18 protein-coding genes are annotated in these 18,385 nt (G+C 69.1%); 11 read left to right on the top strand and 7 right to left on the bottom strand.

The features are described from left to right. Window positions 1-26: 26 nt before the first annotated feature. The 4 genes from E8A74_RS07855 to E8A74_RS52010 all read left to right on the top strand — a co-directional run bounded on the left by E8A74_RS07855 (window position 27) and on the right by E8A74_RS52010 (window position 5,965). Entirely contained in the window at window positions 27-1,517 is a 1,491-nt protein-coding gene (locus E8A74_RS07855) for a sensor histidine kinase (RefSeq protein WP_136928314.1), read from the top strand. Further along, on the top strand, window positions 1,499-2,860 hold the full coding sequence (locus tag E8A74_RS07850) for a sigma-54-dependent transcriptional regulator (protein WP_136928475.1): 1,362 nt from the start codon (window positions 1,499-1,501) through the stop codon (window positions 2,858-2,860). Before E8A74_RS07855 ends, E8A74_RS07850 begins: the two co-directional genes overlap by 19 nt. A gap of 126 nt (window positions 2,861-2,986) precedes the next feature. Next, window positions 2,987-3,466 (top strand): response regulator, encoded by a 480-nt coding sequence (locus E8A74_RS07845; protein ID WP_136928313.1) that lies wholly within the window; start codon window positions 2,987-2,989, stop codon window positions 3,464-3,466. Between the two features lie 165 nt (window positions 3,467-3,631). After that, a complete protein-coding gene (locus E8A74_RS52010; RefSeq protein WP_170228949.1) occupies window positions 3,632-5,965 on the top strand; it encodes a lamin tail domain-containing protein in 2,334 nt (777 codons plus the stop codon). A 33-nt stretch (window positions 5,966-5,998) separates the two neighbouring features. On the opposite strand, the gene E8A74_RS07835 is transcribed toward E8A74_RS52010, so the two are convergent. The 3 genes from E8A74_RS07835 to E8A74_RS07825 form a co-directional block, all read right to left on the bottom strand. Further along, window positions 5,999-6,805 (bottom strand): PAS domain-containing protein, encoded by an 807-nt coding sequence (locus E8A74_RS07835; RefSeq protein WP_170228948.1) that lies wholly within the window; start codon window positions 6,803-6,805, stop codon window positions 5,999-6,001. 258 nt (window positions 6,806-7,063) lie between these two features. After that, window positions 7,064-7,618 (bottom strand): sugar O-acetyltransferase, encoded by a 555-nt coding sequence (locus tag E8A74_RS07830; protein ID WP_136928311.1) that lies wholly within the window; start codon window positions 7,616-7,618, stop codon window positions 7,064-7,066. Between the two features lie 124 nt (window positions 7,619-7,742). Beyond that, a complete protein-coding gene (locus tag E8A74_RS07825; RefSeq protein WP_136928310.1) occupies window positions 7,743-8,243 on the bottom strand; it encodes a VOC family protein in 501 nt (166 codons plus the stop codon). Window positions 8,244-8,398: 155 nt separating this feature from the next. On the opposite strand from E8A74_RS07825, the gene rpmG reads away from it, so the two are divergent. The 5 genes from rpmG to E8A74_RS52005 all read left to right on the top strand — a co-directional run bounded on the left by rpmG (window position 8,399) and on the right by E8A74_RS52005 (window position 13,211). Beyond that, window positions 8,399-8,569 (top strand): 50S ribosomal protein L33, encoded by a 171-nt coding sequence (gene rpmG, locus E8A74_RS07820; protein WP_136928309.1) that lies wholly within the window; start codon window positions 8,399-8,401, stop codon window positions 8,567-8,569. Next, the gene (gene zigA, locus E8A74_RS07815) at window positions 8,566-9,849 is read left to right on the top strand and encodes a zinc metallochaperone GTPase ZigA (protein ID WP_136928308.1); all 1,284 of its coding nucleotides are present in this window, start codon (window positions 8,566-8,568) and stop codon (window positions 9,847-9,849) included. The genes rpmG and zigA overlap by 4 nt, the downstream gene beginning before the upstream one ends. Window positions 9,850-10,118: 269 nt before the next feature. After that, window positions 10,119-11,138, top strand: a complete 1,020-nt coding sequence (locus tag E8A74_RS07810; RefSeq protein WP_136928307.1) for a deoxyhypusine synthase family protein — start codon at window positions 10,119-10,121, stop codon at window positions 11,136-11,138. A gap of 13 nt (window positions 11,139-11,151) precedes the next feature. Continuing rightward, the gene (locus tag E8A74_RS07805) at window positions 11,152-12,474 is read left to right on the top strand and encodes an FAD-binding oxidoreductase (RefSeq protein WP_136928306.1); all 1,323 of its coding nucleotides are present in this window, start codon (window positions 11,152-11,154) and stop codon (window positions 12,472-12,474) included. Beyond that, the gene (locus tag E8A74_RS52005) at window positions 12,471-13,211 is read left to right on the top strand and encodes an SDR family NAD(P)-dependent oxidoreductase (RefSeq protein WP_170228947.1); all 741 of its coding nucleotides are present in this window, start codon (window positions 12,471-12,473) and stop codon (window positions 13,209-13,211) included. Before E8A74_RS07805 ends, E8A74_RS52005 begins: the two co-directional genes overlap by 4 nt. Window positions 13,212-13,220: 9 nt before the next feature. Here the strand turns inward: E8A74_RS52005 and E8A74_RS07795 are convergent, their stop codons facing one another. The 4 genes from E8A74_RS07795 to E8A74_RS07780 all read right to left on the bottom strand — a co-directional run bounded on the left by E8A74_RS07795 (window position 13,221) and on the right by E8A74_RS07780 (window position 16,931). Continuing rightward, window positions 13,221-13,961, bottom strand: coding sequence for an SDR family NAD(P)-dependent oxidoreductase (locus E8A74_RS07795; protein ID WP_136928304.1), 741 nt, complete (start codon window positions 13,959-13,961; stop codon window positions 13,221-13,223). 62 nt (window positions 13,962-14,023) lie between these two features. Further along, the gene (locus E8A74_RS07790; protein WP_211365315.1) at window positions 14,024-15,208 is read right to left on the bottom strand and encodes a methanobactin export MATE transporter MbnM; all 1,185 of its coding nucleotides are present in this window, start codon (window positions 15,206-15,208) and stop codon (window positions 14,024-14,026) included. Then, the gene (locus E8A74_RS07785) at window positions 15,205-16,176 is read right to left on the bottom strand and encodes an MbnP family protein (protein WP_170228946.1); all 972 of its coding nucleotides are present in this window, start codon (window positions 16,174-16,176) and stop codon (window positions 15,205-15,207) included. Before E8A74_RS07785 ends, E8A74_RS07790 begins: the two co-directional genes overlap by 4 nt. A gap of 20 nt (window positions 16,177-16,196) precedes the next feature. After that, on the bottom strand, window positions 16,197-16,931 hold the full coding sequence (locus E8A74_RS07780; RefSeq protein ID WP_232379429.1) for a HoxN/HupN/NixA family nickel/cobalt transporter: 735 nt from the start codon (window positions 16,929-16,931) through the stop codon (window positions 16,197-16,199). A 524-nt stretch (window positions 16,932-17,455) separates the two neighbouring features. Here E8A74_RS07780 and E8A74_RS07775 point away from each other — a divergent pair. Continuing rightward, entirely contained in the window at window positions 17,456-17,923 is a 468-nt protein-coding gene (locus tag E8A74_RS07775; RefSeq protein ID WP_136928302.1) for a hypothetical protein, read from the top strand. Between the two features lie 119 nt (window positions 17,924-18,042). Beyond that, a complete protein-coding gene (locus tag E8A74_RS07770; RefSeq protein ID WP_211365314.1) occupies window positions 18,043-18,384 on the top strand; it encodes a hypothetical protein in 342 nt (113 codons plus the stop codon). The last annotated feature ends 1 nt before the right edge of the window (window position 18,385 follow it).

The following is an 18,385-nucleotide window of genomic DNA, read 5'->3' as shown; positions in this document are numbered from 1 at the left end:
GGGCCACGCCATGGTACGATCCCGCGGTGAAGCTCGCCCGCAAGCTCGCCATCGCCCTCATCCTGGGCGTCTTCGCGGTCGTCGCCGTGCACGCCTACACCCGCGTGCGGCGGCTCGTCGCGCTCTTCGAGACGGACATTCGCCACGACTCGCACGTCTATGGCCGTGTCCTCGCCGCGGCCGTCGCCGAGATGGTTCACGCCGACGGGCGCGAGCGCGCTCGGGCCGTCGTGCAGCTCGCCAACCAGCGCGAGAACCATGTCCGCATTCGCTGGGTCTCGCTCGACGTGCCCGCGGACAGCGCCGACGCCCCCGCCGCGCCCCGTGCCGAGCTCGACCCCGTCGCGCGGGGCGAGGAGGTCGTGCTCAGGCTCCCGCGCCTCGACGACGTGCACGAGGAGCACCTCGTCACGTTCGTGCCCGTGGTCGCGGAGGGTGGAGGATCCCTCGGCGCCATCGAGCTCGCGGAGTCGCTCGCGGGCGAGAAGCAATACGTGCGGACGGCGCTGTTCAACACGTTCCTCGCGAACCTCGCGGTCGCGCTCGTGTGCGGGCTCATCGCCACGGGGCTCGGCGTATGGTTCGTCGGCCGGCCGATGCAGAGCCTCATCGCGCAGGCGCGCCGCGTCGGCGCGGGTGACCTCTCCGCGCGCCTCGCGCTCTCCCAGCGCGACGAGATTGGCCAGCTCGCGCACGAGATGAACCTCATGTGCGACCGCCTCGCGGAGGCCAACGCGCGCGCGGCGCGGGAGACGGACGCGCGGATCAGCGCGCTCGAGCAGCTCCGCCACGCCGATCGCCTCGCGACGGTGGGCAAGCTCGGCGCGGGCATCGCGCACGAGCTCGGGGCGCCGCTCCAGGTCATTTCGGGCCGCGCGCGTATGCTCTGCGAGGACGGGACGAGCCCCGAGGAGGTCGAGAGGAACGCGCGCACCATCGCCGAGCAAGCCGATCGCATCATCCGCATCGTGCGCCAGCTCCTCGATTTCGCGCGCCGGCGAGGCGCCGAGAAGTCGCGCCTCGACCTCCGCGCCATCACGCGGCGCACCGTGTCCCTCCTCAAGCCGCTCGCCGACAAGCGGACGGTGTCGATCGAGATCGAGACCGGCGAAGCGCCCATCGAGGCGGACGCCGACGCCGAGCAGATCCAGCAGGCGCTGACGAACCTGGTGGTCAACGGCATCCAGGCCATGAAAGCGGGCGGGCGGCTCTGCGTGAAGGTCCATGAAGAATGCGCGGCGCCCCCCGGCGACATCGGCGGGGACGAGGCCACGTACGCTTGTATCGAGGTCGTCGACGAGGGCGAGGGGATGCCGCCCGACGTCGTGGCCCATATTTTCGAGCCCTTTTTCACGACCAAGGACGTGGGCGAGGGGACCGGGCTCGGGCTCTCGGTCTCCTATGGCATCGTGCGGGAGCACGAGGGGTTTATCCGCGTCGACAGCGAGGCGGGCCAAGGCAGCCGGTTTCGCGTATACCTGCCCTTGTGCCGCCGAGCATCCCCGGGCGTGTCCTGATCATCGACGACGAGCCCGACGTCTGCGATCTGCTGGACGCAGGGCTCAAGAAGCGCGGGTTTTCCACGTCGTACCGGACGAGCGGCGAGGAGGGGCTCGACCTGCTCGCGACCGAGGATTTCGACGTGGTCGTGGCCGACCTGCAAATGAAGGGAATGACCGGCCTCACCTTGTGCGAGCGGATCGTCGGGACGCGGCCCGACGTGCCCGTCATCGTGATCACCGCGTTCGGCAGCCTCGACACGGCGATCGCGGCCATCCGCGCGGGCGCGTACGATTTCCTCCCCAAACCCTTCGAGCTCGAAGTGCTGCGCATCGCGGTGGAGCGGGCGGTGCGGCACCGGGCGCTGCGCGACGAGGTGAGGCGGCTCAGGCGCGCGGCGGCGGAGGCGCGCGAGTTCGAGGAGATGGTCGGGGCGAGCGCGGCGATGAAGCGGGCGACCGATCTGCTGGATCGGGTGGCCGATCTCGATACCTCGGTGCTGATCACGGGCGAGAGTGGTACGGGCAAGGAGCTCGCGGCGCGCGCCCTGCATCGGCGCAGCGCGCGGCGCAGCGGGCCGTTCGTCGCGATCAACTGCGCGGCGATGCCCGAGGCGTTGCTCGAAAGTGAGCTCTTTGGCCACGTCCGCGGCGCCTTCACCGACGCGCGCGCGGCGCGCACGGGCCTCTTTCAAAAGGCACACGGGGGGACCCTCTTCCTCGACGAGATCGGCGACATGCCGATCGGCCTGCAGCCGAAGCTCCTGCGGGCCCTGCAGGAGCGGACCGTGCGTCCCATCGGCGGCGATGACGAGGTGGCCGTGGACGTGCGCATCGTGTCGGCCACGAACCGGGATCTCGAAGCCGCCGTGGAGGAGCGCCGATTCCGGGAGGACCTCTATTATCGGATCCACGTCGTCCAGGTGGAGATGCCGCCGCTGCGCTCGCGCGGCACGGACATCTTGCTGCTCGCGCAGCGGTTCGTGGAGAAGTTCGCCGCGACGACCGGGCGCCCCGTCACGGGGCTGTCCCCCGCGGCGGCCGACAAGCTCATGGGGTATGCGTGGCCGGGCAACGTCCGGGAGCTCTCCAATTGCATCGAGCGCGCCGTCGCCCTCGCCACGTACGAGCAGATCGGCGCGGAGGATCTGCCCGAGAAGATCCGCGCCCACGAGGCCAAGCACGTGGTGGTGGCCACGGACGATCCCGCCGAGCTTTTGCCGCTCGAAGACGTGGAGCGCCGGTACATCCTGCGGGTCCTCGAAGCGGTGCGCGGCAACAAGACGCGGGCGGCGGAGCTCCTGAAGCTCGATCGCGCCACGTTGTACCGCAAGCTGGCGCGGTACGGCACGAGCGACTGAGGCGCCTCCGTCGCAGAATGCAACAGCGCCGCGAAACACGGCGCACGTGGGCGCGCGGTCGGCCCCCGATCCCGGTCGATTTCGGCGCGGATCCGCCTGGCGCGCCCCTTGCAATTCCCGGGCGCAATGGCGCGACGTACATCGAGCGCGGCGTGGGACCTCGCGGCTGGCGGAGACGATCCGCGACGTCGAGAGCCCTTGCGCGTGGTCCTCGCCGAGGACGACCTGGAGGTGCGCTTCTTCCTCGCGCAGGCCCTGCGCAAGGACGGGCATACGGTGATCGAGATCGAGAATGGGACGCAGCTCCTCGATTTTTTGCGCGCGGTCGCGCAGGGCGCGCCCGACGAGAGCCCGCCCGACGTGATCGTCTCGGATATCCGCATGCCCGGCAAGAGCGGGCTCGACGTGCTCGCATCCTTGCGCGAGGTCGGGTGGCGCACGCCTTTCGTGCTGACGACGGCGTTCGGCGACGCGGCGACGCACGCGCGCGCGCGGGCCGCGGGTGCCTTCGCGGTGTTCGACAAACCTTTTGATGTCGACGACCTGCGCACGGTCGTGCTCAACGCCGGCCGGCGTCCGGGCGCGGTCGGCTCGACATCCGGATGAATTCCTGCCCCAGGAGGTATGCTCATGCGAGATCTTCTTGTCGTTTCGATCGCGGCGGCGCCAGCACCGGATCTCGACGCTCGTCGGCGATTCGTTGCGATGGGAGTCGCTGCCACCCGGGCGAGCGATCGAGGTCGACGCGAAGGTTCCATGAAAGACGAGGGTATGAAGAAGAGGATTGTCAGGGCGATGGTCTTGGGAGCGCTCGCCGCCTTCGGCAGCGCGTGCGCGGAGGGTTCGCCTCCCGACGGCGACGGGGGAGCGGGCCAAGGCGGCCAGGGCGGCAGCGCGTCCTGCCGGAAGGCCGACGATTGCTCGCCCCCGGCGAACCCGTGCGAGACGGCGATCTGCGAGGACGGCGCGTGCGCAGCCGCGCCCGTACCGGCCGGCGCGCCCACGCCCGAGCAGAAGGCGGGCGATTGCGTGGTCCAGCAATGCGACGGGGCAGGGGAGGTGATCCCGGTCGCCGAGAACAGCGATGTGCCGGTCGACGGCAACCCGTGTACGAGTGACGTCTGCACCAGCGGCATCGGCTCGAACCCGCCCGTCGCGACGGGTACGGCCTGCGGCGACGCCGGATCGATCTGCGATGGCAACGGCGCTTGCGTCGAGTGCCTCACCGCGGCCGATTGCCCGGGGTCGGACACCACGTGCCAGTCCCGCACCTGCGTGATGGGGGTGTGCGGCGTCGACAATGCGGCCGCGGGGACGCCCCTTCCCTCGCAGATGCCCGGCGATTGCACGCAGACGGTCTGCGACGGCTCCGGCGGCACCTCGCCCGAGGTCGACGACAGCGACGTGCCCGTCGACGGGAATGCATGCACGGCCGACGTCTGCGCCGCCGGCGCGCCTTCCAACCCGCCGCTCGCCCTCGACGCGGCGTGCAACCAGAGCGGCGGCAAGGTCTGCAACGGCGCTGGCCTGTGCGTCCAGTGCAATGCCGGCGCGCAATGCCCGAGCGGCGTTTGCGCGGCCGGGGTCTGCAAGGCCGCGAGCTGCGCCGACGGCGTCGAGAACGGGTCCGAGACGGACGTCGATTGCGGCGGCGCCGGGTGTCCGCCCTGCGGGGTGGGCGAGAGCTGCCTCGTGCCGGCCGATTGCCACAGCGGCCTCTGCACCGCCGGCCTCTGCCAGCCGCCCGCCGTGGTGGCAACGTCGCCCGCCGACGCGACGACCGGCGCGCCGGTGACCTCCACGGTGGCGGTCACGTTCAGCGGGGCCATGGATCCGGCCACGCTCGCCGCGCAGACCACGGTCGGACCCTGCACCGGCGCGGTCCAGGTCTCGACCGATGGATTCGCCACCTGCCTCGGCTTCGCCGCGGCGCTGCCCGTGATGTCCGGCAATGGCGCCGTGGCCACGTGGACCCCGTCTCCGGCGCTCTCCTATGGCACGACCTACCGCGTTCGTGTCGCCGCGACGGCCAAGGGGACCGACGGAACGGCGCTCGCGATGGCGTATACCTCGAGCGTCGGCTTCGGCACCGCCACGCCGCCGACCTCCGCTCCCTGCGCGAGTTCGGTGGTGATAAGCCAGATCTATGGCGGCGGCGGCAACTCCGGCGCCACGTACAAGAATGATTTCATCGAGCTGCACAACCGCGGCGGCACCGCGGTGAACCTCGCCGGTTGGTCGGTGCAATATGCGAGCGCGACAGGGACGACGTGGCTCGTGACGAACCTGAGCGGCACCCTCGCGCCGGGCGGTTATTTCCTGGTGCAGCAGGCCGGCGGGTCGAGCGGCATGGCCTTGCCGGCGTCCGACGCGACGGGCACCACGAACATGAGCGCCTCGGCGGGCAAGATTGCCCTCGTCAACGCCACCGCCGCGCTCAGCGGCGGCTGCCCCAGCGGCGCGAAGATCCTGGATTTCGTGGGGTATGGGACCACGGCGACCTGCTTCAAAGGGAGCGGCGTGGCGCCGGGGGCGTCGAGCGCCGCGCAGTCGACCCAGCGCCTCGCCGCCGCGTGCACCGACACCGGCGACAACAAGGCCGACTTCGCGACGGCCTCGGTCGCGCCGCGAAATTCGGCGACCATGGCGAGCGCCTGCGCCTGCGCGGGCGACATCACGGGCAATGAATCGGACCAGCCGTACGAGCTCGATTTCTGCAACGTACAGAGCCCGGTCTCGTTGACGGTCTCCGCATCGGCGATGACGCCCGTGATCTACGGTCGGGCATACGAGGCGGGCGTGACCGAGGCCGCCGACGCGAGCGTGACGTTGAAGGTCGAGGTGGGCTTCGGCCCGGCCAACATCAACCCCACCACGCAGAGCGGCTGGCAGTTCTTCCCGGCCACCTACAATGCGCAGATGGGGAACGACGACGAATACAAGGGCTCGTTCCTCGCGCCCGCCCTTCCAGGCGCGTACCGGTATGCCTACCGCATGACCCTCGACGGGACGCGGTGGACCTATTGTGATCTGAACGGCGCAGGCTCGGGCGCGGGGCTCTCCTTCGAGGTCACCCAACTGCCGGCGCTGACCGTCGTGCCGTGACGCGGCTCGGCCGGCGGAGATCGCCGGCCAACCTCATCCGCGCCGCGCGAGCGCCCACGCGACACCTGCCTGCATCGTCGACAGCGTCACGATTCCTTCCAGGCGGGCATCCATTTCGATCATGGCCTGCGCCATCGCCGCTTTCACGCCGGTGAGCACCACACGCGCGCCGAGCAGCCGCACGGCCCCGGCGGCGTCGACGAGCAGGCGCACCACGTCGTCGTCGATGGCGGTGACACCCGTCACGTCGAGCAGCACCACGGCGGCCTGGCGCTCGGAGACGCCATGGAGCAACGAATCGAGCGCTTGTGCGGCGCGGGCTCCGTCGATGCGGCCGATGAGGGGCATCGCGAGGACCCGCTCGGCGAGCGGGAGGAGCGGCGCGCCGAGCTCGCGTAATGTCGCGGCTTGGGCTTGTCGTTCCTCCTCCAGGCGTTCGGCGCGGCGCACGCCGGTGACGTCCCAGTAGATGCCCATCGAGCCGGTGACCGCGCCCTCCGCGTCCCGCACGGCGACCTTTTTGACCTCCACATAACGCGATCCCTCGGAGGTAGGCGCCTTGTGCTCCTCGACGTCCTTGAGGGTCACGCCCGTTTCGACCACACGCCGGTCGTCGGCGTCGTATTTCTCCGCGAGCGCGCGCGGGTAATAATCGAATACCGTCTTGCCGAGCGCCTCGTCGAGCCCGGATCCGACGCTCGCGAGCAGGGCCGCGTTGGCCCATACGCAACGCCCTTCACGGTCCTTGTGGTAAAGGCTGAGCGGCAGCTCGTCGGCGAGCGTGCGGAAAAAACGCAGCTCCGCCTCGAGCGCCCGCACCTTCTCTTCGAGCGTCCGCACCAGCGCGCGGTCCTCTTCCGATCCCCCTCCAGGTCCTCCGGCCGCGTCAACCATCTCTTCAGAACCACTCATAGAACTGCCACCCGTAGCCCCTGTCGCACGCATCCGTCCGGATTGGAAGAGGAAACGACGGGGCGTGCGCGGTCCGAGGCGCGCGTCGCGCAGGGTTTTCCCGGGTTGGGGCAAAGAGGGAGACGGCTCGACGCGGGCGTCCGTCTCGCCGGAGGGGATGTTCGGCTTGCTCCGCGTGCGGAATCGTTACTCGGTGCGCTTGACGAGCCGGGCCGGGTTTCCCGCCACGACCCAGCCCGGCGGCACGTCTTTCGTGACGACGCTGCCCGCGCCGACCACGACCCTGTCGCCGAGGGTCACGCCCGGCAGGACAATGGCGCCGCCGCCGAGCCAGACGTCGTCGCCGATCCGCACGGGCCGCGCGAGCTCGCGCCCCGACGATCGCAGCGCCGCGTCGAGCGGGTGCGTCGCGGCATAGATGTGCACGCCCGGCCCGAAGAGGACGCGGTGGCCGATGTCGATGCGGTTGCAATCGAGCAGCACGCAGCCGAAGTTCATGTAGAGCCCGTCGCCGGCGTGGATATGCGCGCCGTAATCGCAGCGGAAGGGCGGCTCGAGGAACGCGCCGCCGCCGAGCGTGCCGAAGAGCGCCTCCAGGATCTCGCGCCTGCGCGCGGGCTCGTCCTCGGGCACCTCGTCGTAGGCGCGGCAGAGGCGGCGCGCGCGGGTGCGGGCGCTCGTGAGTTCGGGGTCGTCGGGTCGGTAGAGCTCCCCGGCCAGCATTCGGTCGCGCTCGGACATGGGGGGATTCCTTGGCGCCGCGCTCGAAAGCCGTCAAGCGGCGGCGTCGCCACGCGAGGGCAGGGTTTTTTCGGCCCGTCCGGCCTCCTTATCGAAATCGAATCGAAGGGGGCGGGGCGCGCGCTCAGCCCGCCGCGGCTTTTTGCAGCGCGGCGATGTCGAGCTTCTTCATGCCGAGCATGGCCATCGTGGCGCGGCGCGCTCGGTTCGGATCGGGATCGGCGAGCAGCTCGACGAGCTGCGTGGGCACCACCTGCCAGGACACGCCGAAGCGGTCCCGAAGCCAGCCGCATTGCTGGGCCTTCGGATCGCCGCCCTCGCCGAGGTGATTCCAGTAATGGTCCACCTCCTCCTGCGTCTGGCAATGGATGACGAACGAAATCGCCCCGCTGAACGTGAACTGCGGGCCGCCGTTGATGGCGGTGAAATCCTGCCCGTCGAGCTGGAAGGCCATCGTCATGACCGACCCTTCCGCCCGGCCGGAGACCTGCGCGCTTTCCTTGTTGTAGCGGGTGGTCGTCACGATCCGGGAGTTCGGGAAGATCGAGGTGTAAACCGCGACGGCCTCCTCGGCCTGCGTGTCGAACCAGAGAAACGGCGTGATGCGCTGAAACCTGTTCTGCATGGTCCTTAGACCCGAGGCCGAGCACAAACTCATCGGTCCCTCGCGTCGAAATTGTGCGGCATGAAGCTGTTGCCCAGAGCACGGTCGAGGCTGCCGGAGCGGATAAAGATGCAACACTGTTGCATCTGATAAGTTGGTGATGTAGGAAGTGCGCCATGCGCGACACGATCAAGCTCGTCTCGTCGGCGGGCACCGGGTATTGCTACTACACGACGAAGAACAAGCGGACGACGACCGAGAAGCTCCAGATCAAGAAGTACGATCCGATCGCCCGCAAGCACGTCGTGTTCGTCGAGGGGAAGATCTCCAAGGGCGGCGCGAAATGAATGGCGTTGCCCCGTTGGGATCCGATCGCCGTCTCCCCGTCACGGTGCTCTCCGGCTTCCTCGGCGCCGGAAAGACGACGCTCCTCAATCACGTGCTCGAGAACCGCGAAGGCAAGCGGGTCGCGGTGATCGTGAACGACATGAGCGAGGTCAACATCGACGCCGAGCTCGTGCGGGGCGGCAGCGCCGCGCTCAGCCGCACCGAAGAGCGCCTCGTCGAGATGACAAACGGTTGCATCTGCTGCACGCTGCGCGAGGACCTCCTGATCGAAGTGCAGAAGCTCGCGCGCGAGGGCCGCTTCGAGTACCTGCTCATCGAGTCGACGGGGATCAGCGAGCCCTTGCCCGTGGCCGAGACGTTTGGCTTCGAGGACGACACCGGCGCGCGCCTCGCGGACGTGGCGCGGCTCGACACGATGGTGACTGTGGTCGACGCTTACAATTTCTCGAAGGATTTCGCCGCGGCCGAGGACCTCGTGGACCGGGGCGTCGCGGCGTCCGCGGAGGACGATCGCAGCGTCGTCGACCTGCTCGTGGATCAGGTGGAGTTCTGCGATGTGATCGTGCTGAACAAGGCGGATCTCGTCGCCGAAGTGGAGCTCGGGAAGCTCGAAGCCACGCTGCACCGATTGAACCCGCGGGCGCGAATCGTGCGGGCGAGGTTCGGGGACGTGCCGATCGATACGATCATGGGCACGGGCCTGTTCGACCTCGAAAAGGCGAGGGAGGCCCCGGGCTGGATGGCGGAGCTGCGCGGCGAGCACATCCCGGAGACGGAGGAATATGGGCTCGGCAGCTTCGTGTTTCGCGCGCGGCGCCCCTTGCATCCGGCGCGGTTTTTCAAGCTCCTCCACGAGGTGTGGCCGGGCGTGATCCGATCGAAGGGGTTTTTCTGGCTCGCGTCGCGGCCCGATTGGGTGGCGGAGTGGTCCCAAGCGGGAGGCGCGTGCCGGTTCGGCGTCGTGGGGAAATGGTGGGCCGCGCAAGCGAAGGAGGAATGGCCGGAGGAGGACGACGCGCGGCAAAGGATCGAGGCGGATTGGGATCCTGCGTTCGGCGATCGCCGGCAGGAGATCGTGATCATCGGGACCGAGGAGCGCGAGGGAATGCGGGCGCGGCTCGAAGCGTGCCTGCTCTCGGACGAGGAAATGGCGCTCGGCCCCGAGGGCGTTTTGCGATGCGAGGACCCGTTCCCGCCCTGGGATCTGACCGAGGGCGACGAGGACGAGGACACGCCACCCGGTGATCCGCGCGTCGCGTCGATGTGGACACGCCATTGACCTCGCGCCCCGTCCTTTGCCCTCACGACGCGGAGACCGCGAACCTCATGCTCGTCTCCTGCGACCGCCCGTCGGGCCCGTGACCGTCCGACCCGCCGCGAGCAGCGCGCTCGGGGGTGAGGTGGGCCACGTCTTGGCCCTCCGGAACGGGTGACGGACCGTCAGCGGGATGTGGCAGGTCATGGCCAGCGCGTGCTACGCCTCGGGCGGCACGCAGCCGACCTCGATGGCCCGGCCCTCACGCGACCGACGGAACGGAAAGACTTCTCATGACGCCCCCCACGCTGCCGATTTTCGAGTTCATCCTGAAGAACTACAAGAACTTCAATGCGCGCGCGACGCGTGACGCGTTGATCGCCTACGTTCGGCACATCGAGAGCGGCGGGAGGATGTTCTGGGCCCTCGCGGGGGCCATGTCGTCGGCGCAGCTCGGCATCACGCTCGCGCCTGCCATCCGCGCGGGGCTCATCCACGGCTTGTCCGTGACGGGGGCGAACCTCGAAGAGTCGCTCTTCCGGCTCGTCGCGCACGCGAGCTACAAGGATTTCCCGGACTACCGCTACTTCACGAAAGAGGACGACACGAAGATCCTCGAAGACCGCATGCGCCGGGTCACCGACACGAGCATCCCCGAGGACGAGGCGTTCCGCGCCGTCGAGAAGTACCTCGTGCCCATGTGGAAAAACGCGAGCACGGCCGGCGAGCGGCGCTTCTGGCACGAATACTTCTACGACCTCATCCAGCGCATCGACCCGTCGCTCCACGAAGGCGACCCGGACGCGTGCTGGCTGCTCGCCGCCGCGAAACACAAGCTCCCGATCGTGGTCCCGGGCTACGAGGATTCGACGTTCGGCAACATCTTCGCCTCCCACGTCAAGTTCGGCGAGTGCAACGCGAGCATCGTCAAATCCGGCATCGAGTACATGGCCGCGTTCTACGACCAGTATCGTGAGCTCTCGGCCGGGGCAGGCGTGGGCTTCTTCCAGATCGGCGGCGGCATCGCCGGGGACTTCCCCATCTGCGTCGTGCCGTCGATCAAGTACGACCTCGAAGAGCCCGTGAAGCCCTGGGCGTACTTCTGCCAGATCTCGGATTCGACGACGTCGTACGGCTCGTACTCGGGGGCGACGCCGAACGAGAAGATCACCTGGGACAAGCTCACGAAGGAGACGCCCATGTTCGTGATCGAGTCGGACGCGACGATCGTGGCGCCGCTGCTCCTCAGCGCGCTCCTCGAATACAAGCAGCACCCGGAGGCGGCGAACGCGCTCCTGTCGAAGCTCTCGTAGGAGACAGCGCGCCATGTCCGAAGCGACCCTCTCGGCGTGGGGGCGACTTGCCCTGCCGGGCGTCGAGCTCCTCGGGGAAGACCTCGAATCCCTCTCGCGCGGCACCACGCTTTCCAGGGGCATGGGTCGCTCGTACGGCGACTCGTCGCTGCCTGCCCTTGGCACCGACAGGGTCGTGTCCACGCGGCTCGCGAACCGGATTCTTGCCTTCGACGCGCAGACGGGCGTCGTGCGCGCGGAGGCGGGGCTCAGCCTCGTCGAGCTCAATCGATTGTTCATGCCGCGCGGCTTTTTCCCGCCCGTCACGCCGGGCACCAAATTCGTCACGCTCGGCGGGATGGTCGCGAGCGACGTGCACGGCAAGAACCATCATTGCGAAGGCTGCTTCGGCGCGCATGTTCGCTCCTTGCGCATGCGCCTCGCCGACGACAGCATCGTCACGTGCTCGCGCACGGAGCTGCCTGATCTCTTCCACGCGACCGTCGGCGGCATGGGCTTGCTCGGGCATATCCTCGAGGTCGAGTTCACGCTGCACCGCATTGCGAGTCCGTGGATCTTCATGGAAAGCGAGCGCGTGCGCGACATCGACGAGTTCCTCGCCGCCCTCGGCCGCGCCGCGCCCCGGTGGCCCATGACCATGGGCTGGATCGATTGCCTCCAGCGAGGGCGATCGATGGGCCGTGGCATCCTCATGGCCGGCCGCTGGGCCGAGCCACACGAGGCCCCCAAGGAGCCGCCGCGCGCGGGCCCCGAGCTGACGTTCCCGGTCGAGCTGCCCAACTGGGCGCTCAACCCGACGACGGCGAGCCTCTTCAACATGGCTTATTATTGGCGACACACGCAGCAACGCGTGGAGACGCTCGTCGCGCCGGAGCCGTTTTTCTACCCGCTCGACGCGATCCTGCAATGGAACCTCGCGTATGGCCCGCGGGGGTTTACGCAGTATCAATGCGTCCTGCCGCGCGCGGGCGGGCCGGCGGCCGTGCGTGCGTTCATGGAGCTCTTGACGCGGCTCGGCGGCGCGTCGCCGCTTTGCGTGATCAAGGACTGCGGGCCCGAAGGCGAGGGGCTGCTCTCGTTCCCGCTCGAAGGGACGTCGATCGCCGTGGACATGGCGGTCTCGCCGGACATCCAGCGGATCGTCGATCAACTGAACGAGTTCGTCATCGAGGTGGGCGGGCGGATCTACCTGACGAAGGATCGTTTCACGCGGCCGGAGCATTTTCGCGCGATGGAGCCGCGGCTCGAACGTTTCCTCGCGGCGCGCGAGAAATGGGATCCGCACAGGCGCCTGCGGAGCGCGCAGTCCGTGCGGCTATTTGGAGATCGGGCATGAAGGCGGTCGTTCTCGGTGGCACGGCAGGCATGGGGCGCGCGGTCGCGCGCAGGCTCGTGGAGCGGGGGGACGAGGTCTTCCTGATGGGGCGCGACGCGGGCGACCTCGCCCGGAGCGCGGCCGATCTCGAAGCGCGGCAATCGAAGAGCGCCCGCGTGGGGTACGCCTTGTGCGACCTGGAAAAACCCGAAGGCTTCGCGGCGGCGCTCGACGAGGCCGACCGGGCCCTCGGCGGGTTCGATACGGTCGTGGTCACGGCAGGCATGTTCGCGACCCAGGATGCGCTGGAGGCGGACGTCGAGCTCACGCGCCGCGTCCTCACGGTCAACTACACGAATACCGTCGTCTTCTGCGAGCACGCGCGCAAACGGCTCCTCGCACGGGGCGGCGGCCAGCTCACCGTGTTCTCGTCCGTGGCGGGGGATCGGGGACGCAAGCCGGTCGCGCTCTATGGATCGAGCAAGGCCGGCCTCTCGCATTACCTCGAATCGCTCGATCACAAGTTTCACGCGAAGGGGCTCTCCGTCCTTTGCGTCAAACCCGGATTCGTCAAGACCGGCATGACGGCGGGGCTCAAGCCGCCGCCGTTCGCCGGGGAGCCGGACGCGGTCGCGAAGCACGTCGTGGGCGCGATGGTCGCGCGCAAGCCGCTCGTGTACGCGCCCTCGATATGGGCGCTCGTGATGCTCGTGATTCGCTTTTTGCCGCGCTTCGTGATGCGCAAGATCGGCTTCTGAGCCGCGTCCTCAGCGCCCGGAGAGGAACGGGAGCTTCTGGAACAGGGCCTCGGGCGTGCGCCGCACGAGGGGCATGATGAGCCCCCAGCGCGCGGGGATGTACGCCTCGGCCGTCCCGTCGTCCATCACGCGCACGATGTCCTTCGCCACGGCGGCGGGTTTGCTGAAGAGAAGCGTCTTTTCGTGGTCCCGCGTCATCGGCGTGTCGACCGGGCCGAGCTTCAGCGTCGTCACGGTCACGCCGGAAGCATAAAGCCGCGTGCGGAGCCCTTGCAGGTACACGTGGAGCGCTCCTTTGGCCGCGCCATAGGTGTAGTTGCGGGGGCGCCCGCGGTCGCCGGCGACCGAGGTGATGACGCCGATCCGCCCCTTCCGGCCGGCCTCCATGTGATTCGCCAGCGGGATGAGCAGCGAGACGACGCTCGTGAAGTTCGTCCGGAGGATGGCCTCTGCTTCGTCGAAGGAGCGCTCGCTGGCGAGCTGATCGCCGAGGTCGCCGTGCGCGATGAGCGCGACATCCACCTGGCCGAGCGTCGTGATCGCCTCCGTGAGGACACGCTCGTTCGCGCCGAGCACCCCGAAATCGGCGGTCGCCGTGGAGACGGTCGCGCCCGCGCATCGCGCCGCCACCGCGGCGAGTTTTTCGGGGTTGCGCCCCACGAGATGAAGACGATCGCCGCGGCTCGCGTGAATCTGCGCGACCTCCGCGGCGACCGCGGACGTGGCACCGAGGATCAAGACACGTGTCATGGGGCTTCTCTCTAGAGCATCCACCGGCTCGATGCTCGGAAGATCGCGCAGCGCGGTTCCCCTCATTCCCCGAAATGCGGGTCTTCCGGGTGCGGGTTCGAGAAACGCGCGTCGACGAGAAACGCCTCGTCCGTGAGCGCGCCGAGGAACGCGAGGACATCCTGCCGCTGCTCGGCGCTCAAGGGGGTCCCACTCAGCCCCGCTGATTTGTGCGGATTTTTGCGACCATCCCCCGCGTAGGGTCCCGCCTCGATCACGCGCCCTCCCTCCACGTACACGGTGAGCACGTCCTCCAGCGTCGCGACGCTGCCGTCGTGCATGTACGGGCCGGTCACGGCGATGTTGCGGAGCGTGGGCGTGCGGAACTTCCCGCGGTCCGAGAGGTTTTTCGTGTGCTCGTAGAGGCCCTGGTTGCCCTCGGGATACGCGCCCGTGCCCCCCACGTTGTAGAGGCCGATGTTCACGAACACGACCTCGTCGAAGGGCGCGTCCACGTGCTTGACGGGGCCGGACAGGTTGAAACCATCGTGGCAATGGTGGCAAAGGGCGCCGCCGACGTGATCCCGCGTGATGTACATGCCCCGGCGCTCCGCCGGGCCGAGCGCGGCGTCGTCGCCTGCGCGATAGCGGTCCCACGCGGACATGCCCGAGACGAGCGTGCGCTCGAAGCTCGCGAGGGCCTTCCCGACATGCACGAACGTGTACGTCGCCGTGTCCGGGAAGGCCCGCGCGAAGGCCTCGCGATACCGCGCGTCCGCGAGCAGCCGCGCGAGGGCCGCCTCGCGGCGTGGCTCGTCCACGAGCCCCATCTCGACGATGGGCGCGCCGTGCCCGAACAGGGGCCCCTCCATCTGTGCCTCCAGCGCCTTCGTCCCCGGATCGGCCCAGTTGAGCCGCGGAGCGTACACGACATTGGCGAGCGTCGGCGCATTCCGCGGATGCGCGTCCCCTTCCAGGCCGACCGGCGTCGTGCGCCCATCGCTGAAGGCCAGCGCTTGCTGGTGGCATGTCGCGCACGAAAGGCTCTCCTTGGCGGAGAGTCGTTTGTCGTAAAACAACATACGACCGAGCGCGACCTTGGCCGCGCTCATCGGGTTGTCCGCGGGCACGAGCGGCGCCGGGAAACCTGGTGGAAGATCCCACACCCAGGGCTCCTCGGCGGGGCGATCGGCGGAGGGCTTGCACCCGAGCGCGCTCGCGCTGAGGAGGAGCGCCATCGACGCGCGCCACGCCGCTCGCAGGCTCACCTCGCCTTGCTCTTTTCGATGCGGAACACGCCCTGCGTCCCTTGCGGCCTGCCGGTCGTGTAATCGAGGCCGACGTTCGGGTAGAACGTCCCGCAACGCTCGGCGCCGATTTGTGGCCCCAGGTCTCCCGCGTTCAGTGGGCCATAACAGTCGATGCGGCCCCCGTCGCTCAGATCGGCGTGCGCGCCCGGCGTCCCCGGCGTCGTGTAGCCGCGGAACATCGCGTCGACATCCACGACGATCCGATCCTTCGTGGGATCGAACCCTCCCGCCTGCGCGAGGCGAATCGTCGGTCGATTGGGCTTGTCGCATGCGTCCGCGGACGCGGGGATCTCGCCCCCGTTCGTCACGTTGTTGCAGACGCTGCGGAAGACGAGGAGGTTGTGGTCCTTGTCCCCCGTCGCCCCCGTCGTGTCGGAATAGAAGCTCACGCGCACGAACTGCCGCCCGTCCGCCGCGCCGTGGTCCATGCCCGTCGTGTTCAGCGGGCTCTTCGAATCGGCGGTCTCCAGGTGGTTCAGGGCGACGGGCACGCCGAGGGTGAACTCGACGCCGTCGTACGGGCCCGCCTCGGCCGGCAATCCGCGCAAGACGTGGTTCGTATCGGGGGTCTTGCTCTTGCCGAAGATGACGTACGAGCACGCCGCCGTCGCATCCTCGAAATCGAGCAGCGCGACATTCTGGAATTGCCAGGCGTGGTCCTGATCGAGGGTCACCGGGATCGCCCGGTCGCCCTTCAACAGGCGCACCTCGTGCACATACAAGCGGAGATCCCCGGGGGTGACGTCGGTGAGGCCTGCGATGTGGAGGCCCTTCGCGCCGCAGACGTAGGGCGTCCCCGCCGCGTCGACGGCCTCGAACTGGAGCGTCACCGGGCTGGGACCGGGGGTGCTCGGCGGCGCCGGGTCGGACGAGGAGCAGCCGACGGCGAGGCAAAGAACGACGAGGGGACGGAATTCGAGGGACATCGGCGCGCCTCTTGCCGCGATCATCCTGGAACCCATTGGGGATTGCCGGTGAAGAGACCTTGCACGAAGCCGATCTCGTAGGCGAGCAATGCGCCGAAGGCCAGGCTCGACACACCCGCGGCGAGCCCGAGGCCGCGGTGCAGCCGCTCGAAGCGCCGCGCCATGTACGCGAAGGGGATCGCCAGGGCGGTCGTGATGAGCAACATGCCGGCGACGGTCCCGGCGCCGAAGACGACGAGGTAGACGAGCGCCCACCCCGGATCGTGAATCGTCCCCACCACGAGCAAGGCCACGGCGGCCGAGCCGGCCATTCCATGCACCACGCCCACGACGAGCGGCCGGACGAACCGATAGGCGCCGAAGCGCCCGAGCCGGCGATCGAGGCCGAAGAGCACGGCATGGGCGCGCTCGTGCCCGGAATCCGGGGCGGCGGCGTCGTGGGCGCGCGTCTGCCGCACGATCCGCGCGAGGCTCAGGCCGCCGAGCAACATCAGCATCAGCGCGACGGAGAACTCCATCGTCAGGCCCACGCGGGGCGGGACCACGATGCCGAAGAGGACGATGGCGCCTCCGACGAGGAGGATCGTCAGGGTATGGCCGAGGCCCCAGATCGCGCCGAGCGGGGCGGCGGCGCGCAACGTGCGCTCCCGGCTGACGATCGTGGTCACCGCCACGACATGGTCCGGATCGGTTGCGTGCCGCATGCCGAGGAAAAAACCCAGCAAGAGGAGCGAGAGGACGGAGACCACGGACACACCCACAGAGCGACCGGGGAGGGGTTCCCAGCGGTCTCGGGTCGATCGTGGCCGCCGGGGACGCTCTTTCGAACCGGCGAGCGCCGGACCGCCATCGAGGCGTCAGAGCGGCTTGCCACACGGGTGTAGCACGAAGAACCGCGTTCGTGTCAAGGAGCGTTGGGTCTGCGATGCTCCGCGAGGGTCGCCACGCGTCGACCCCCTCGGCGCATGATGACGTGCGAGGGTCGCCACGCGTCGACCCCCTCGGCGCATGATGACCGATGAGGGTCGCCATGCGTCGACCCCCTCGGCGCATGATGACCGATGAGGGTCGCCATGCGTCGACCCCCTCGGCGCATGATGTCCGACGAGGGGCGCCACGCGTCGACCCCCTCGGAGCATGATGTCCGACGAGGGTCGCCACGCGTCGACCCCCTCGGAGCATGATGACGTGCGAGGGTCGCCACGCGTCGCCCCCCTCGGTACACGTGGCTCGGGTGACCCTGGACGCCCCCGACCCGTTCCGGCTAGGCTCACGCCCCGTGACGGCACGCCGCGCACCCGCGAGCTCCATGCAGGCCCTCGGGCCTCGCCGTGTGTTCGTGTTGCTCCTCGTCGCCGTCGTCGCGCTCGCCGTGTTCTTCTCGGGCCGGAGCTACTACTTCTGTGTCGCGGTCCAGGAGGTCGTCGAGCACGCCTGTGCGTCCGACGACTGCGACGCCGCCGGGCACGGCGAGGACGCGCAGGGGCCGAGCTTCGGCGAAGGGTGCTGCGAGGAACATCAGGTCGGCGAGCTTCCGCGCGCGGACACGCGCCTCGAACTCCCGCATGTCCCTCCAGCGCCGTTCACGACCCTCCCGGACGAGGTAGCGCCGGTCGGGTTCGTCGCCCGGCGCGCCCCCCCGTTCCTTGTGTCAGCGCCGCGGATCGTCGCTCATCCCGTGCTCCCTCGCGCGGGGCCATGCTCCTCGGCGGAGCGTTGCATCGCCCTTCAAGTCTTCCGCTGCTGATCGGAGCCCCGGCCCCGCCGGAGATGGCTCCATTGATCGTCCCCGCGCGTGAACCGCGTTCTCGCGGCGCGTGGCGACGTGTCCGCAGTTGGCAAAGACGACCCTGAAGAGGCTCCTCGATGATGCATCGTTCCCTGATCGTTTCGCTCCTCGCCGTCCTCTCCCTCGCCGCCCCCGCGTGCTCCAAGGACGCCGGGGAGGCGGCCAAGCCCGAGCCGGCCGCGGCGCAATCCGCGAAGCAAGACGGCGCCCACGCGCCGAGCACCGTGAAGCCCGGCTCGCACGAGGACTGGTGCGGCGAGCACGCGGTCCCCGAGTCGCAGTGCACCCGGTGCAATCCCGAGCTCGTCCCCGCCTTCAAGGCCACGGGGGATTGGTGCCCCGAGCACGGCCTGCCCGAGTCGCAGTGCTTGAAGTGCAACCCGGGCCTGAAGATCGTTCGACCGCCCAAGGGGAGCTGAG

Origin of the sequence: Polyangium fumosum (assembly GCF_005144585.1) — a bacterium.
GTDB classification, from domain to species: domain Bacteria; phylum Myxococcota_A; class Polyangia; order Polyangiales; family Polyangiaceae; genus Polyangium; species Polyangium fumosum.
This window is presented reverse-complemented; position numbering and strand designations above follow the sequence as displayed.

Coding starts and splice junctions, on each gene's coding strand:
- rpmG (WP_136928309.1), top strand. CDS start 8,399: ATGCGCGACACGATCAAGCTCGTCTCGTCGGCGGGCACCGGGTATTGC.
- E8A74_RS07825 (WP_136928310.1), bottom strand. CDS start 8,243: ATGCAGAACAGGTTTCAGCGCATCACGCCGTTTCTCTGGTTCGACACG.
- E8A74_RS07785 (WP_170228946.1), bottom strand. CDS start 16,176: ATGTCCCTCGAATTCCGTCCCCTCGTCGTTCTTTGCCTCGCCGTCGGC.
- E8A74_RS07830 (WP_136928311.1), bottom strand. CDS start 7,618: ATGTCCGAGCGCGACCGAATGCTGGCCGGGGAGCTCTACCGACCCGAC.
- E8A74_RS07845 (WP_136928313.1), top strand. CDS start 2,987: ATGGCGCGACGTACATCGAGCGCGGCGTGGGACCTCGCGGCTGGCGGA.
- zigA (WP_136928308.1), top strand. CDS start 8,566: ATGAATGGCGTTGCCCCGTTGGGATCCGATCGCCGTCTCCCCGTCACG.
- E8A74_RS52005 (WP_170228947.1), top strand. CDS start 12,471: ATGAAGGCGGTCGTTCTCGGTGGCACGGCAGGCATGGGGCGCGCGGTC.
- E8A74_RS52010 (WP_170228949.1), top strand. CDS start 3,632: ATGAAGAAGAGGATTGTCAGGGCGATGGTCTTGGGAGCGCTCGCCGCC.
- E8A74_RS07770 (WP_211365314.1), top strand. CDS start 18,043: ATGATGCATCGTTCCCTGATCGTTTCGCTCCTCGCCGTCCTCTCCCTC.
- E8A74_RS07805 (WP_136928306.1), top strand. CDS start 11,152: ATGTCCGAAGCGACCCTCTCGGCGTGGGGGCGACTTGCCCTGCCGGGC.
- E8A74_RS07795 (WP_136928304.1), bottom strand. CDS start 13,961: ATGACACGTGTCTTGATCCTCGGTGCCACGTCCGCGGTCGCCGCGGAG.
- E8A74_RS07810 (WP_136928307.1), top strand. CDS start 10,119: ATGACGCCCCCCACGCTGCCGATTTTCGAGTTCATCCTGAAGAACTAC.